The sequence below is a fragment of the Chitinophaga sp. 05T412 genome (genome assembly GCF_056396465.1).
In genome coordinates, this window is record NZ_JBFTLN010000007.1 from 408982 (window position 1) to 428438 (window position 19457).

The window sequence follows — 19457 nt, forward strand, 5'->3', positions numbered from 1 at the left end:
TAAACTGATTACAGCGTGATGGTCTTACTCTTTCCAAATTCCTGTTCAGTATCCTCCTGGTTAACAGCGATATACTTAGCCAGCATCGCGATGGTGGCCAGTTGAAAAAATGTTCTGACAGATACCTGTAAACCGAACTCCTTTTGTACTGCCGCAGCCAACCGCATTACCAACAGCGAATGCATACCCAGTTCAAAAAGATTATCGTGTACCCCTATCCGTTGCAGGTTCATTAAGCCTTCACAAATAGTGGTAAGCACCTGTTCAGTAGCATTGGAAGGCGCCACGTATATGGTGGACGACAATGCACTGATATCCGGCTCCGGCAATGCTTTCTTATCAATCTTTCCATTATCTGTCAGTGGTAGTTTATCCAGCGGTATCAACACGGCAGGAATCATAAATTCCGGTAACCGTTCCATCAGCCAGGCATACATTTCTTCCCGGTCGAATGTGTTAGTAGGGACAATATATCCCACCAACCGTTTAAGGCCCCCATCATCTGTTTTTGCCAGTACTACCGCCTGATGCACGGAGGCTGATTGTTGTAAAACACTTTCTATTTCGCCCAGCTCTATACGGAAGCCGCTGATCTTTACCTGTTCGTCTATACGGCCCAGGTATTCAACAGTACCGTCAGGGAGCCATCTGCCCAGATCTCCGGTACAGTACATGCGGGCCTGTGGGTCAGTGGTAAACGGATCTGTAATGAATTTTTCTGCTGTTAATGCTATTTTATTGAGATAACCACGCGATACGCCTACACCTGATACGCATATCTCCCCGATCACACCCACCGGACATAATTGTTTTTTTGCATCCAGCACGTATATACGCAGGTTCTGCACCGGCTTACCTAACGGCACATTTGCACTCAATGGCGTCTGATACATGATATGATGACAGATATCATCAGAGGCCTCTGTGGGGCCATAGGCGTTGACTACCGGAATTTTACCGAATACGGGATGACTAAACCATTGTTTCAGTAACGACTGGCTCACCGCTTCGCCAGTCACCAACAGGTATTGTAGGGTGCTGGTCTTAATATTTGCTTCTTCCTGTAAAATAATAGCCAGATAGGAAGGCACTATTTCCAGTATGCTGATATTGTTTTTGGCAATAGACTGTAAAAATGCCGATGGCTGGAAAAGGAGCTGATTTGTATAGATCACGGTCGTGCCTCCGCAAACAAGTGCGGCAAACATCTGCCATACAGAAATATCAAATGTGTACGACGCAGTATAGGCTAACCTGGTTTTATCATTAATCTGCAGGTCATTTATTTTGGCAAACAAATGATTCAGCATACCACGGTGTTCTACCATCACCCCTTTGGGTTGTCCGGTAGATCCGGAGGTATAAATCACATACGATAACTGATGAGGTGCAGGCAAAGTGGCCGGCACTGTAACCGGAGCATTTTGCAGCGCAACATTGTCGGCATMCAGTGCAACAATATGTAACCCTTTTCTAGCCGGTATCCGCTGACGAAGATCATTGGTGGTGACTAACACAGTGGCATTACTATCTTCCAGCATATAGCTGATACGTTCTGCCGGATACTCCGGATCTACCGGTACATAAGCGCCACCTGCCTTCATAATACCCAGTATCGCAATAATCATTTCCGGACCACGTGCTATGCAAACAGGCACCAGGGTATCTTCCTGTACACCCTTATGCTGCAGATAATTCGCCAGTTGATTGGAGCGCTCATCCAGCTCTCTGTAGGAGAGTTGAGTGCCTTCAAATACCAACGCCACCGCATCCGGCGTATTGGCCGCCTGCCTGATAAAGAGTCCCGGAATGGTTTCGGCTTCCGGCCATGCAACGATGTTATCGTTAAACGTTACGAGCAGTTGTTCCTTCTCTGCCGGTGTCAGCATATCGAATGTACTGATCCTGGCGGCCGGCGCATGCACCACTGCCTTGAGCAATTGTTCAAAATGACTGATTAGGCGCTGTATAGTTCCCTCCGTAAAGAGATCTTCACAATACATCACCGTTCCCGCTAAGCCGGTACTGCTTTCAGTTATGGAAAAAGTAAAATCAAACTGTGTAGTAGCCGGATCTGTTTTTTCCAGCGATAACTGCAGATCTTCTAACCGTAATGCTGCACTCTCCGGCACATGCTGCAATTCAAACATCACCTGGAACAGCGGTGTTCTGCTGAGATCACGTTTTTTCACGATGGCGTCCACTACCCTTTCAAATGGTACTTCCTGGTGCTCATAGGCGCCCAGTGTAGTGCGTTTCACCTGTTGCAGCAAAGTAGCAAAGGATGGATCATTACTCAGATCACTGCGTAATGCCAGCGTGTTCACAAAGAACCCTATCAGTGCTTCCGCTTCCTGCTGCGTTCTGCCGGCAATCGGGCTGCCTATGCAGATGTCTTCCTGGCCGGTATAACGGTACAGTAGTACCTTGAAAGCAGCCAGCAAAGTCATAAAGAGTGTGGTACCCTGTTGCTGCGACAATTCCTGTAACTGTTGTGATAAGGCTTTGTCCAGCTCGAAACTTTTGATGGCGCCGCGGGTGCTCTGTATCGCCGGACGCGGATAATCTGTTGGAAATTGCAGCGTGGCAACCCCTTGCAGCTTCTCCTTCCAGTAATTTATTTTTTTGTCCAGCAACGTTCCGGACAAATGATTCCGTTGCCAGATGGCATAGTCCGCATACTGAATGTTTAAAGGCGTTAACTCCGCCGTCTGGCCCGCAACCCAGGCAGCGTACAATGCCGCCACCTCATTCACGATGATGCCGGTAGACCAGCCATCGGAAGCGATATGGTGCAGCGTAAACACGAGCAGGTATGCCGCAGGGCCGGTGACGATCAAATGTGCACGCAACATATGATCTGCATGCAGCTCAAATGGAATCGCCAGCAGCGATTGTACATATGTCTGCAATGCGAGGTTGTCTTCTTTATAGATAGCCTCATCTATCACCTTTAACTGCCACCCATCCTTATCCAGCACATGCTGGTAAGGTACTCCCGCTTCCTGCAAAATGACCGTGCGCAGTACTTCATGACGGTTCACGATTGTTTGCAGGGCATTTGCTAATCCTTCTACCTGCAGGTTCCCATTTAATTGCAATACTGCCAGCGTATGATATTGTACACTCCCTTCCAGCTGATCTATAAACCACAAACGCTCCTGACTATACGAAAGCGGAATACGAGCCGGACGTTCATACCTGACAATAGGCGGAACGGTAGCCGCATCGGAATGCTGTCCTAACCGCACCGCCAATGATGCTACGGTAGGATAGTCAAATACATCACCGATCGCCACTTCTACGTCGAGTGCTTTCCGAACAGCGGATACTACGCGTATGGCCAGCAGCGAGTGACCGCCCAATGCGAAGAAATCATCATGCACACCTACCTGTTCCACCTCCAATAAAGATGACCAGATACCCGCCAATATTTGTTCTACCTCACTTACCGGCGCGGTATATCCCGCTGTAATAGTAGTATTATCCGGGTCCGGCAGCGATTTTTTATCCACTTTACCATTGGCCAGTAATGGAAAACTATCCAATACCACCAATGCAGAAGGAATCATATATTCCGGTAAGTGTTCTCCCAGATGCGTCAACACCCCTTCCCGGTCTACCTCCCCTTCTCCGATGACATAGCCAATCAGGCGTTTGCTGCCACTGCTTTCTCCGCGCGCCACTACTACGGCCTGGCTAACCAGGCCAGTTTGTAGTAACGCCTTTTCTACTTCACCCAGTTCCACACGATAACCGCGAATCTTTACCTGGTCATCTGCACGACCGGCAAACAGAATATTGCCATCCGGTAAAATCTTTACCAGGTCACCAGTACGATATAATTTTGAAGCAGCCGCTTCGTCGAAAGGATCTGCGATAAAGCGGTCTGCTGTTAACTCCTCATTATTTAAATAACCGGCCGATACACCATCACCGCCAATATACAATTCACCCGGAACCCCTGCCGGGCATAACTTACCGGCAGCATTCAGCACATATACCCTGGTATTGGAAAATGGTTTACCAATTGGAATGTGGTGGCCATAGGCAGTTGTCTCATTTACTACATGCAATAATTTTCCTATAGTCGTTTCCGTTGGGCCATAGTGATTCACGATGGTACAGCTGGAGCCATAAGCGCGGATACTATTTACCACTGCGGCTTCCAGCGCTTCCCCTCCAAAAATGAGTAATTTCTCCGGCAACAATAACCGGCCGGAAGCCGACAATGCTTTCCAGTGAGAAGCCACTATCTTGATACTATCTATCGGGTGGGCAGAAAAATAATCGCACAATAATTCTCCATCGCTGATCATCTCTTTAGAAAACACATGTAAAGCACCACCCAAAATCAGGGGAGTAAACAATACCGTATTACCCAGGTCCGTAGCAATGCTGGAAAGCAACCCAAAGGAACGGCATTCATCTACCGGCAATGCGGCTTTCAGCCCATACAGGTAATCTACCAGATTACGATGGGTAATCACCACACCTTTCGGATTACCGGTGCTCCCCGAGGTATAAATCACATACAAAGCTCCATCAGGTGCAGGAGGTACAGGCACTGCTTTCGCTTTCCAACGGTCAATTTCTGCGGCGTCACCATCCAGTGTCACAACATGCGCGGTTATATCAGCGGGCAGTTTAGCCTTACCGGCATTGTTGCTCACCACCACTTCTGCACGGGTATCTTTCAGCATAAAGGCAATACGGTCTGCCGGAAAATCCGGATCAATGGGTACATAGGCCCCACCGGCTTTCACTATCCCTAATATAGCCACGATCATAGCAGCAGATCGCTCCAGGTACAACGGCACCAATGAACCAGCTTTTACCCCCTTCTTACGCAGGTAATGCGCCAGCTGATTTGATTTTTCATTCAGTTCCTTGTAAGTCAGCTGTGTATCTTCAAACACAACAGCGGTTGCCTTTGGCGTCAGCGCTGCCTGTGCGGCAAACAGTTCGGGGAATGTTTTATCCTGCGGATAACTAACGGCAGCACGTGTTTGCAGCTGCCATACTTCGGAAGCTTTCAGCACCGATAATTCCGACAGCTGATTAATATTGGCATAGGTTATTTGTTGTAATACATATTCAAAATGTGCGGCAATTTCCTGCACATACGCCACTTCCAGCAACGCCGCATTATAGGCAAACTCAATGCTGGCTTTTTTACCGGGGGTAACCATTACCACCAAAGGATAATTGGTTTGTTCGCTGGTGTTAAAGCTGTCGATACGCAAACTCCAGTGCCCCGCAAACACCTCATCACTGATCGGGTAGTTTTCAAATACGAGGATGCTGTCAAACAAATCCCCGGTGAAACCAATCAGTTGTTGAATCTGGTTAAGCGCCGTATACTGGTGCTCTCTGCTCTGGTGCTGGCTTGTTTGCAGCTCCTGTAACCACCCGGCGATGTTTCCTGCTTCAGGTACTTTCACGTGGAGCGGCAAGGTATTGATGTATAACCCTACCCTTTTCTCTACTCCGGGTAAATCTTCCGGGCGACAAGAAACAATGACGCCATAAGTAACCGCTTGTTGCGCGGTGTAGTGGTGTAACAGGTACGCCCATACGCCCTGCATCAAGGTATTTACCGTAATACGTTGCGCCAGCGCGTATCGTTGGATCGCTTCTGCCAGCGGTCCTTCCAGGCTTAGTATTTCTTTTTTATAAGTACCAATTCCTTTATTACGGTCAGCAGTGCTATCAATAAACGGTAACAGGCTGCCAGTATCCATCCCCGTCAGGTAATGCTGCCAGTAATTGGTAGCCACTTCCTTATCCCGACGATCCATGTACTGAATGTAATCTCCATAGCGATCTTCTTCTGCCGGTATTGCTATCGCCTTCCCTTTTACCAACCCTTCATAGGTATTCAGTAATTCTTCCACCAATACGGCCAATGACCAGCCATCCAGTAAAATATGGTGGAAGGTGCATACCATCCGGTAGCGACCTTCTCCTAAGCGTATGAGGCCAATACGCAGCAATGGCGCTACCCAAAAATCAAATCCTTCATTCCGTTCGGCGGCTTCATAGGCTGCCACCGCCTCTTCCTGCGCTGATCCACTCAACTGACGGTAATCCAGTACCGTTAGCGGCAGTTTCACTTCGTGATAAACACATTGTACCGGTATAGCGAATTCGTCGTAGTAAAATGCGCTTCGCAGAATACTATGCTGCCGGAACAGGAGTGCCCAGCTTTCCCGGAATAAACTAAGATCCATTTCACCCACACCGCAGGTAAACTGATCAATATATCCGCCGGCAGTTTTATCATACAGACTATGAAACAGCATACCTTCCTGCAAACCACTGAGCCGGTATAAGCCGGCTACCTGATTGCGTCTGGGTGCACCTTTGTACGGTGTATCCAGGAACCTGTCCAACGCTTCATTGCTGATATCATGACTCAATCCATAATCCCCCGGGGTAAAATAAGATTCCGTTTGTGACACGCAATGTGCAATCAGGATGTCCAGATGATGGAAATATTTGTCCGCCAGCCCTGCTATGTCAGCAGGTGCAAAATGCAGGACACTATATCCCCATTCCATCACCAGTTCACCCTGTTGTACAATGCTGTTTATAAATAATTTATCCTGTACCGGATAGTCCGCTCCCGTCATGCTGCCGGCTGCTTCCTCCGCTATATTCAAGTAGCCATTCACGTTAGTGATGTTATCCAGCTGCCCGAGATAGTTGAAGGTGATATCCCAGGGATCATTGCCCTGTAGATCATCTGCTTTGTTGATGTACTTCAGCACACCATAACCCATCCCTTTATCGGCTACTTTGCGGAGTTGTTCTTTTACGTCCTTCAGGAGGCTACCCGGTGAACTGTCTGCAGGGAGCTGCAGGAGTACCGGATATAAGTTGGTAAACCAACCCACAGTATGACTGGTATCAATACCTAACAGGGCATCTTCCCGCCCGTGTCCTTCCAGGCCAATGGATACTGCCGCACTGCTGTTCCATTCCGCTAAGGTGAGCGCCAGCGCCGCTAATAAAATATCGTTGATCTCTGTATGATAAGCACCAGGTACTTCCTTCAGGAGGCGTTGTGTTTGGCTGGCGTTAAGGCGCACTACATGCAAACCGGTATCCGCCATCGTGATCTCACCTTCATCATCAGTAGCTGTGCGTAAAGGAACGTATCCCTGTACTATTTGCTGCCAGTAACTTTGCTGACTCAGCAACCTGTCTTTCCGGCTATACTTTAGCAAGGCTTCATAAGCCTGACGATAAGAACTACTCTTCCTTCCCAATACTTCCAGCTCATTATTTACAGTGGCCTTCTTTAGTAATAGCTGAAGATCATCCAGCATAATACGCCAGGACACACCGTCTACTACCAGGTGATGAATCACCAACAGCAAGCGGTTATGTGATTCACTGGCGGGAGTCAGCAGCAGCGCCGCCTGTAACAGCTTGCCCTGTTTTATATCCAGACTTCCCTGTATGCTTTCTCCATGCAGTTGTATGTGCTCTGCCAGTTTCTCCGGTGCTATCGCCTGCAGATCTATCACCTCCAAAGTGCCTTCCTGTGCGCCATCCAGCTGCTCCCATCCCTCCCCGTTATGCCGGTAAGTATAATGGAGCGCATCATGATAACGCGTCAGGGCCGCGATGGCGGCTGATATCCGTGCAGGTACTATTTTTTTATCTACCGTCAGTAAGATGCTCTGGTTGTAATGCGCCTCGGTATTATTTTTCCCGAAATACCACTCCTGTATGGGTAATAGTCCGATACTACCTTCCTGTTCCGTTTCTGCCGGCGCCTCCGCTATACTTTGTTGTGATGCCAGTAGCCGGGAAATTTTTGCAATAGTGGGATTGGTAAACAGATCTCCTACCTGCAGCATGTATCCCAAACGCCTGGCCCGGCTTACTACCTGGATGATGATAATAGAATCACCTCCCAGCTCAAAGAAATTGTCGTGTATCCCTACCCGTTCTACGCCCAGCAATTCCTGCCAGATACCCGCCATAGCTTGTTGCATCTCATCCTGGGCAGCTTCGTATATACTGCTGCGTGACTCCGTTACATCCGGATCAGGCAATGCCTTCCGGTCGATTTTTCCATTTACCGTTACCGGGAATGTATCCTGCGGAATCAGTAACGCCGGAATCATATAGTCCGGCAACCAATCTTTCAGGTAAGTAATGATACCGGCTTTGTCAAACTCACCATTGGGGACTACATAACCGATGAGGCGTTTATTGCCCGTATCATCCGCTTTCGCCAATACTACCGCCTGGCTGATCAGGGCACACTTCAGCATCACACTTTCTATTTCACCCAACTCTATACGATAGCCACGGATCTTTACCTGGTCATCTTTACGACCCAGGTATTCAATATTTCCATCGGGTAACCAGCGACCAAGGTCACCTGTCCGGTATAATCTGCTGCCGGGTACTTTGCTGAATGGGTGAGATATAAACTTCTCTGCCGTCAACTCTTCCCGGTGCAGGTAACCACGCGCCAGGTTAGCACCGCCAACACATATCTCACCCGCAACGCCCAACGGCGCCAGACCATCATTGATATCCAGCACGTACACCTGCACATTGGCAATGGGCTTACCGATGACTACTACATCATTTTCAAGAATAGGTTGGTCGGTAAGACTGGTACACACCGTGTTTTCAGTGGGCCCGTAAGCATTGATCAATCTGATGCCCCCCAATATCATTTCTTTTGCATCTTCCAGCATCATGGCTTCACCGGCAGACACAATGGTCTTAACCGGTCCCAGTACATCTTTGATAGTATGCTGATACGAAGGCGGCAGCGTAACTACTTCTACCTGTTGTTTATTTACCAATGCTGCAAAATTTTCTGCAGACAACAAATCATTTTTAGTAGGTAGTACAAGTGTACCACCACTTAATAACGTATTGAATATTTCATAGCAGGATGCATCAAAACCTAATGACGCAAACTGCAGTGAACGGGTCCCTTCTTTCAATCGTAATGCTTCCTGCTGGCTCAATGCCAGGTTCACCAAACCTCGGTGTTCAATCATTACACCTTTGGGCTTACCGGTAGAACCGGAAGTATAAATCACATAAGCCAGATCTTCCGGCCGGAGTACGGTTGCCGGTGAAATAACAGGATGCTTTGTTATCAACTCCAACTCATCTTCCAGAATAATAATGCGCAAAAAATCTTTTACCGGCAGCTTCGCGGCACAAGCCCTGGAACTGACCAGCACACTCGCCCTGGTATCATCCAGCATATAACTGATACGGTCTGTTGGATAGTCCGGATCAATGGGCACATAAGCGGCGCCGGTTTTCATAATCGCCAGTATAGTGACAATCATACCGAGGGATCGTTCTATGCAAACCGGTACCAGTGCACCGGCTTTCACACCATTATGCTGCAGGTGATGCGCCAGCTGACTCGCCTGTTCATTCAGCTGCCGGTAGCTCAGGGCTGCATCTTCAAACAGCAATGCAGCAGCATCCGGGATACGGGCAGCCTGTGCTTCAAATAATGCAATGGCTGTTTTGTCCGTTGGATAAGTCGTGGCGGTATTATTAAATCCTGCCGTCAATAGTTGTTGTTCCACTACCGTTAACATCGGCAATGCCCCAATCCGTTCCTCCGGCGATACCACCACTGCGCGCAGCAGCTGTTCATAATGCAACAGCATCCGCGTAATGGTTTCTTTCTTAAACAGGTCTGTACAATATTCTATATTGGCCACCAGTGAACCATCCGGATTTTCCAGTATGTAAAAATTAAGGTCCGCCATTGTGGTGGTTCTGCCCAGTGGCTGCTGCGACAACGTTGTATCACCCAGTTTCAATGCAGTAAAGTCCGGGGTTTTCTCCAATCCGAATATCACCTGCTGTAAAAGGTTTCTGTCCTGCTCCCGGTTCTTCACTACGGCGCCAACTATTTTTTCAAAAGGGACTTCCTGGTATTCATAGGCCGACAACAACGTTTGTTTTACCTGTTGTAACAATGCTGCGAAAGAAGGATTATCACTCAGGTCACTACGCAACACCAGCGTATTTACAAAGAAACCGACCAACGCCTCTGTGTCTTCGTGCATTCTGCCTGCGGTAGGGCTGCCGATACAAATATCTTCCTGACCGGTATAGCGATATAAAAGCACTTTAAAAGTGGCCAGCAATAACATATATAACGTTACCTCCTGTTGCGGGCAAAGCTTTAATACCTGGTTGATCAAATCCTTGTCCAGCGGCAATCTTACAATATCACCGTTGGTGGTTTGTATCGCAGGCCGTACATAGTCAAGCGGTAAATTTATTGGCGACACGCCGGCGAGTCTTTCTTTCCAGTAGTTGAGTTTTTCATCCAGCTGGCCGGTCACCAACGGAGAACGCAGCCATATGGCGTAATCGGCGTATTGAAAGCGGAGTGGCGCTAAATTGGGCTTGCTGCCGTTGATATAGGCTTCATACAATTCCAGCAATTCCAATAAAATAATGTCGGCTGATAATCCATCAAAAGAGATGTGATGTGCAGTCAGCACCAACAGATATTCTTCTGCTGAAAAACGCAACAACTCACCGCGCAGCATATGATCCTGCTGCAAATCGAAAGGTTGATCTATGAGCGGAGTAATATAGGCAGACAAAGCGCTGGCATCTTCCTGATCAAAATCTACATCTGTTATTCCTAGCCCCCAGCGGTTTTTATCAAGTATATGTTGCGCTACTTCATCACCACTGGCATCTATCACGGTTCTAAGAATCTCATGACGGTTCACAATATCCTGCAACGCATAACGCAGCGCACTTGTATTCAGTGTGCCTTTTATCTTTAACAACATCGGAACGTGGTATTGTACACTGCCTTCCAGCAAATGCACGAACCACAAACGTTCCTGGCTAAACGAAACGGGGATGCGTGCCGGCCGCTGTTCCAGCATCACTGGCGACGGTCCGCTATTCAACATCTCTGCCGTTACCTGTGCAGATACCGGTTCGATGGTAGCAGCAGGCGTAGGTAAAAAGCCCGTCTGTTGCAGCTCCCGGATACTATCTTTGATAGATTTGGCAATAAAATCGATGTCTTCCTCTGAATGTGCATCAGATAAGAAGCAGGTACGTCCTTCCCATATATACACCCCTTTTTCCAGGAGGTGATAGAAGAACAGATCCATGTTAGTGTTGATGGCAAAATAGAAGAGCGAACCAAAACTATGTACCTGTATCGGCACGTTATTTTCTTCGAAGAAGGTAGATATATCCTGTACCAAACGGGTAGTACGTATATTCAGTTGTTGCTGTAAAGCCGGTCCTCTCCGTTCCAGCTCCTGCAGCAATGCCAGCGAGGAAGCCATACTCAGCGGATGCTTACAGAAAGTACCTGCAAAGAAAGTAGTGTCTACTGCCGGATAAGAATCATCCCCATACTGCCATATACCACCGTCTAATGCGCTCATAAACCGGCTGCTGCCGGCAATAATGCCAATAGGTAATCCGCCGCCGGCAATTTTTCCATACGTGGCAAGATCTGCCCGTACACCAAAATGTGCCTGAGCGCCGCCAGGGTGAATCCTGAAGCCGGTGATCATTTCATCAAAGATCAGGGCTACATTTTCTGCTGCCGTCATACGGCGTAACTCATGCAGCAATGCTTTGGGCTGATATCCGGGACGGCGGCTCTGTACCGGCTCTACCACCAGGGCTGCCAGCTCATGTGCATGCGCCCTGATATGTTCCACTACATCCGGATGATGATAATCAAATACCAGCACATCTGCCACCATATTCTCCATAATACCCGGCGCCATGGGCACGCCTGCATGGGTTCTTTCCAGATCTTCCGGTGCAGCAAGGGTACCATCAAAATGGCCATGATAAGCGCCTGCAAACACCGCAATCTTCTTTCTTCCTGTTACCGTACGTGCCAGTCTGATGGCAGTCATTACCGCCTCTGTTCCTGAGTTATGGAAACTGGCCCGCTCCATTCCGGTCAGCTTTGTTACCAACGTAGCGGCTTGTCCTGCCAGCGGTGTTTGCGGCCCCAGTTGAAACCCTTGTTGCAACTGTTCCTGCAGGGATTTCATCACTGCAGGCGGACAATGCCCAAGCAGATCTACCCCAAAACCCATGGCCAGATCAATGTACTTATTACCGTCTACATCCGTAATGGTAGCGCCCTGCGAGGAGGCTGCCAAAATCGGATATACTAATTCTTTTGTGGAGAAACGGAACCCTGCTGAAGCACGGTTATCTGCCAGCACTGGCCGGTATTGCTGTGTAAGAGCTTTGGATGTTTTTGTTTTTTCATTATACCGCTTTATAAAAGCATCCAGGTATTCCTGTTGAGCGGCGGTATAACCAGTTTGTCCGGGCTTCTTTTCCATCTTAGGAAAGATGGACGCATGCTTTTTAGGCGCTTCACTGATCGTCCCGTTTTGTGGCAATGCTCCCTTTGTGTTGTCAGGGAGGATATTCTTCTGGAATGCGGGTGCGGGAACAGATACCGGCAACGCTGCTGCGGGTGGTGACTGCGCACCTCCCAGCTGCATAGACAGCAATTGCAGCTGCTGCTCCATGATATTAAAAAGACGTTGTGTCAGGGAAGGATCTGCATTAACAGTGGCAACGGGCAGGTTAGTTGCGGGTAACAATGCCGCTGAAGGCGCTGTACTCACCACAGGTGCTGCAGGTGCTGCTATAACCGCTACTTCCGGCGCAGGTAAATTGGTGGAATGTTCCAGAATATAAACGGCCATCAGATCCAGGGAAGTCACTGTTTCGAACAACTGGCGGATCGTAAAATTCAGGCCATACTTCTTTTCTATTTTGCGTACCGCGCTGGCCAATATCAGTGAATCTGCACCCAGCTCCAGGAAACGGGTATAAATATTAATGTCTGCTGGCGGCATTTTAAGAAGACTACCAAATATACCAGCTACATCCGCCAATATAGCTGCACGCTGATCAGCAGGTGCTTGTTTTGTTTCCGTCATAGCCGGTGATTTATGTGTATGAGGGGCAGGGAGAGATGGGATGGTTGCTTCCACATCAATCCAGTAAGGTTGCCGGTGAAATGCATAAGTGGGTAAGGATACTTTCTGGTAACCGGGGCTATCGTAAAACGCAGACCAGTTGACCGGTATCCCCTTTGTATGGAGTGACATCAGACAGCGTAACATGGTACTCCAGGAAGACTTGTCCATGTGCATGGCAGGCAACAGGCAATCTTCCTCATAAGCCGCTGATAACTGTACCATCGACAGCAGGTTAGGCTGTGGTCCTAACTCCATCAACACCTGGCCTCCCAGGGCATTAATGGTTTGAATACTCTTGAAAAACTGCACCGGCAACACAATATGCCGGCACCAATAATCGGCATGGGTGACTTCATTGCTCACCACATTACCCGTTACGTTTGATATCAGCTGCAAGGAAGGCGGATGATACGTGATCTTTTCCGCTACCTCCCGGAATTCTTTCAGCATCGGCTCCATCAACGGAGAATGAGAAGCATGTGCAATCAGCAGTTCCCGGCCGTTGACGCCCGCTGCCTGCAGGGATTGCAACGCAGCACCAATCGCTTTTTTCTTGCCAGAAATAACAGTCAGCGCCGGACCATTTACAGCGGCAATAGTCAGGTCATTTTCGTAAGGCCTGATCGCTTCTGACACCATCGCTTCCGCAGCAAAAATGGTAGCCATTGCGCCGGGTTCTTTCACTGACTGCATCAACCGGGCCCTTTCTGTTACCAGTTTCAGGCCGTCATCCAAACTAAATACGCCGGCTACATAAGCGGCAGCATATTCGCCTACACTATGCCCTGCTACAATATCCGGGGTGATACCCCATGATTTCCATACGGCAGATAATGCGCAGGAAATCGCGAAAATAGCTGGCTGGAAATAGGTCATCTGTAGTAAAATCCTGTTGGCTTCGTCTTTATCTTTTTTATATAAAAGATCCGTTAAAGACATGCCCCAGCAGGTTTTCAGATAGCCGTCACAGTGATCAATAATATTTTTGAAGATGGAATTATTTTCATAAAGGTCACGCCCCATACCCCAGTATTGGGAGCCTCCGCCGCTAAACAACCATACCAGTTGCCCTTGTGGCTGCAGCGTATTTCCTGTTACCACCTGACTGGTAAAAGGGCTGGCAATAAATGCCTGCAACTGCTCCCGCGCCTGTTGCCTATCGGTAATCGCCAATGCAGCCCGATGAGGAAAAGCATCCCTGGTGAATGCGCTGCTGTAAGAGATGTCAGCTATATCAGCCACCGACGATGCTAAGAACGCATCGTATTTGTTAGCCAGTTCCTTCAGTGCTGCCGGTGTTTTAGCAGATAATAACAAGGGATAGGCGGGTCGCAGCGTTTTCTCGGGTTGAACAGTCGTAGTAACAACCGCTTCTTCGAGGAGCACATGTACATTGGTACCGCTTAATCCAAATGAGCTGACAGCGGCTCTTCTGCCATCACTGCCGGGTTCCCAGGCTACCGGCTTATCTACCACTTTCACGGAAATATCTTTCCAGGGAATAAAGCGGTTAGGCGTATGATAATTCAATATGGCCGGCAACTGTTGATGTTGCAGGCTTAATACCGTTTTTATAAACCCGGCAATACCAGCAGCTGCTTCCAGGTGTCCGATATTTGTCTTCACCGCCCCCACCAGCAATGGCTGGTCTGCTGGACGGGAACGGCCATAAACCGCTTGAAGCGCCTGTACTTCTACCGGATCTCCTAGTTTAGTGCCGGTACCATGTGTTTCTACATATTGCACCGTATGTGCCGCAACGCCGGCCTGCTCCAATGCTTTTTCTATCAGCTGTTGTTGTGCGATGCCATTGGGAGCCGTGAGCCCGTTGCTGGCGCCATCATGATTCACCGCCGAACCACTGATCACTGCCAGAATATTATCTCCATCTGCCACGGCCTTGTCGAGGCGCTTTAACACAACAATACCGGCGCCCTCTCCTCTCACATAACCATCTGCACTATCATCAAAAGTTTTACATTGACCGGAAGGCGACAATGCTTTCATCCGGCATAAGCGGATGGTAGTATCCGGTGTCAGCATCAGGTTTACGCCACCGGCAAGCGCCAGCGAACATTCGCCCAGCAACAGGTGCTGACAAGCCTGGTGTATACTAAGTAACGAAGAGGAACAAGCGGTATCTGACTGCATCACCGGACCATGAAAATCCAGTACATACGCTAACCGCCCTGCTGCAACACTTCTTTCTAATCCCAGACTACTGAAGGCATCTTCAAATAACGCAGGCGGCGTATGATGATGAACCATCTGTTGATAATCATCGGTACCCATACCAATGAAAATACCGGTATCGCTTCCCCTCAAAGCAGATGGCTTAATACCGGCATGCTCCAGGGCCTCCCAGCAAACTTCCAGCAATAAACGTTGCTGAGGGTCCATACCAGCGGCTTCTCTTGGAGAGATCCCAAAAAACAACGGGTCAAACTGATCTACCTGATCTATAAAACCACCTGTACGGGTATACATCTTCCCCAGCGCATCTTCATCCGCACTAAAATAATCATCCACATTCCAGCGCTGCTGCGGAACAATGGTGATGGCACTACGCTGCTCATACAATAAGTCCCAGAAAGCTTCCGGCGTATCTATACCGCCGGGAAAACGGCAACCAATACCTACTACCGCAATCCGGTTGTCTGTTACTTTACGGGCATCATTCGTTTCGTTTTTTCCGGTAACCGGCACTTTTCCGGTAGCTGCAAGATGATGGGACAACGTAGCTACTGTAGAATAATTATAGATGACCGTTTTGTCAATAGGTGCACCTAATAAGGTTTCCAGATCCGCAGCCAGTAAAACGGCCTGCATAGAGGTAACACCATACTCCGCAAAAGATCTTTCTGCAGCAATATCCGCGGCAGTGAGCTTAAGCCGCTGTTGCAGCCACTGTATCAGCCATTGACGGATAACAGTCACCTCCTGCTGACTAACAACCGGCGCAGCCGGAGCTGCAACCGGTAGTGTTATGGTTTCCTGCTCTTGTCTATCCTCCAGCGCTATTTCGCGCAAAATTTCATCGTATACGCCTTTCCGGTAGTCCTCCGCAAAAAGGTAACGTTTTACTTTACCACTGGTTGTTTTAGGTACTTTTCTTACCGGCAGCACATGTTTTACATCGAGCCCCAGTTTGGCAGCTACAAATCTTTTTACCTGACCAATCACAGGTAGAAATTTCTTAACAGAAGATTTGTGTAACAGAAATACCACCACCGCTTCAGACCCTGTTTCTTCATCCGGTACCCCACAAACTACTACCTTACCGGTTTCTATGCCATCCAGCTGTTCAAGCTTTGTTTCTACATCATGTGGATACACATTGCCTCCATTCACAAAAATGATATCCTTCACCCGGCCTATGACGAACAGATCACCATCCAGGATGAATCCTGTGTCGCCGGTATTCAGCCATCCATCCTTTGAGATGGTTGCTTTGGTAGCAGCATCGTTGTTGTAGTAACGACTGGTTACCGCATCTCCTTTTATCCATAGGATACCCAAATGGCCATCTTCCAGCTCCCTTTCCTGCTCATTACAAATCCGCATAGCCACGCCATCAATCACATGTCCCACATTTACGATTTCCGTGCTGTCTTTCAAATTTTCATTCAACCGTTGTATGGTGACAGATTTCCCTAGTGTCAGGGCATCCCGATGAACATGGATCGTTCTGAGTGGTTGGCGTAAGCCGGGCCAGGTCACCTCCAGCGTTGCCTCCGCCAGTCCATACACAGCGCACATCGACAATGGATGCAGTTGAAATGGCCGAAGCGTATCTATGAACGTGCGACACAATGAGGCCGATACAGGCTCGGCGCCATTGTACATACCTTTTACACAGGAAAGATCCAACCCTTTTCCTTTTTCAGGCGTAAACTGATTCAGGTAATATTTATATCCGAAGTTGGGCGAACAAGTAATCGTTACACGATGTTCAGACACTTTCTGCAGCCATAATAAGGGATGTCTGATAAATAAATCAGTAGGCATGAGATAGTGATCTACACCGATGCCCATGGGATAAAGATGGAAACCAATCAATCCCATATCATGTGTGAGTGGCATCCAGCTAAGATGGCTATCGTTTTCATTGACCTGCTGAGCAGACGTCGCGGCATAAATATTGGTGACGAGATTTTTATGCGTCAACACCACCCCTTTGGGGTTACCGGTAGAACCGGAGGAAAATTGCAGAAACGCAATACTATCGGGTGTTGCCGGATATATGGTTCCAGCGCCGGTATACCCCTCCAGCGCTTCGGTAAACAATACTTTTTCAAAACGATGTTCTTCAACAGTATTATCTGCAAATGCAATCGTGGTTAATTTTTCGTGGTGAGCCTCACTGATAAATAAGGTCGGGTTATTTAAAAACGAGCGTATTTTAAACAGCTTCTGTGCATTCTCGCCCTGGTAGGTTACTGCTACAGGCACCGGGATAATACCACCCAGAATGCTGGCCCAAAAGATCTGTAAAAATGTTCTATGGTCTTCTACCTGTAATACCAGCTCATCACCGGGTTTCAACCCTCTGTCCTGCAAAAACCCCAGCCAGGATACCGCCTTTGTATACAACTGCTGATAAGAAAGAAACTCTTCGTTATTACTCCCCGAAATAAAAGTGACACCTTTTTCTTTAACATCCTTCATCCGCAATAATATCTCGGACAACGTTTGGGGTTGCGGTAAATTCTCCATAAAGTACGGCAATTTATAATCTGTGTTTGTGATACATTTTTGTTGTGAACAGTATAGCGCAATCGCTGAATGGGTCTATTGCTGCGCTGCAACAAGGGCTTCCTTACGTTCGTACAGTAATTCCTTCTCCCCATATAACCGCTCCGCTACAATTCCCTTTTCCTGACAGAGCTTCACGAGTCTGTTAGATTGAATAATAGGATTAGATTCATCTGTATACTGAATACTGCTGATAAATTCCAACCAGGGTTCCATCCCCATCGCATATACATATGCCTCCTTTGGGCGGAAGATATCTACCAATGCCATCCCCTTGGAGCAATCAGAACCAGCCAGTCTGCGGCTACCATCCTGTTCGCGGGTGATTTTTTTAGTCATCAGCGGGCCATACAACCAGGTAAGTGGCGCCCCATCGCATTCCATTCCCAGAAACATGACATCCACATCACCGGTTTGCTGGTGAATGTGTTTATATAATGCCGATTCAACGATCCGGGAATCCGCCAGAAACAACAACTTAAAGTCGCTGATCTGCACCAGGTAGCAGGCTTTTGTCAGAATGCACAAGTCACTGTGTTCTCCGGTAAAAGGAAGACCAGTAATGGCCGTATCTGCAAATTCAATGGTTTCCATTTCGTCTATTGCCACTACATTATTAAACCCAACGTTATTAAACATCAGTTTCAGGTCCGGATCTTCCAGCTTACCACTGCAGGTACGTGGTACAATCAGGTTTTTGATTTTATGCCGCAGCGGCAGTAATGTTTCGAATAAAACGTGGTCCTGGTGATTATGCGTAATCAGCACATAGTCTATTACATCTGGTAAATCAGCATCGGAGAAATGCTCCAGGTCCGAATCGTATCCGTAGTAGCTTACGAGTGGATCTACGAGGATACTTACATCCTTTGTTTCTACAAGGATACATGCATGACCGAAGTAACGCATGCGAATTTTATCGCCGGTATATTTCTTATACACAGGCGGAGGGGTTTCCGTAAAGAAGCTATTAAACAATGCTTCCTGTTCCGGTGCAACATTTAATATATCTCTGATATAGCTGATGGTTTGCGGGGTACGCTTCATTTTAGCCAGTGCATCAATCCCTGCATGTTCAAAAGGTATCGGGAGATGTAATACATGGGCATCGTCCAGGCGGGGAGTACTGAGGCAAAACGGGCGGTGATCATTATCCGTAATCCAGAAAGCCATACTCTGGGCTGATTTGTTATAAAATTTGCTCTTATATAACAAGGATTCAAAGAAACGAAAATCAGCGTTGTTGTTACGGTCATAATATAATTCTACCAACCCTTTTAATAACGACGGTACTTTTTCATATAATGTTTCCAGCCCAAACCCGCTGGCTTCCGCAACCAGCAACTTATCCAACTCCTTCACCGCTTTGGCAAACTGAATCACTTCTTCCTGACGGCTGAGGGTTTCAGCTTTCAGCGATTTCACTGCTTCCAGTTTTTCTGCTGCGATGTCCATAAATGGACCGCCTTTCATTTTAGGGTTCGCTACTGCTTCTACATGGATAGATGGCGCCATGATAAAAGAATCGATAATAGAAAGATGTCTTCCTAATACATTCATGGCAGTAGTAGCCGGAGATATTAAATGGCTCCAGGCATACCATCTGTCAACTAACGGTTCAAAAACAACGTTGGGCTTTAGATAAAATTTTTTTTCACTCATGGATAATAAATTATGATTTGAGCAGGC

At 47.9% G+C, this 19457-nt stretch carries 2 protein-coding genes; both read right to left on the bottom strand.

All coding sequences use genetic code 11. The features are described from left to right. Nucleotides 1–8 precede the first annotated feature (8 nt). Nucleotides 9–17729, bottom strand: coding sequence for an amino acid adenylation domain-containing protein (locus AC1DFM_RS17990; RefSeq protein WP_477078126.1), 17721 nt, complete (start codon nt 17727–17729; stop codon nt 9–11). 75 nt (nt 17730–17804) lie between these two features. After that, nucleotides 17805–19430 carry an MBL fold metallo-hydrolase gene (locus AC1DFM_RS17995; protein ID WP_477078127.1) on the bottom strand — a complete coding sequence of 542 codons (1626 nt, stop codon included), beginning with the start codon at nt 19428–19430 and terminating at the stop codon, nt 17805–17807. Between the last annotated feature and the right edge of the window lie 27 nt (nt 19431–19457).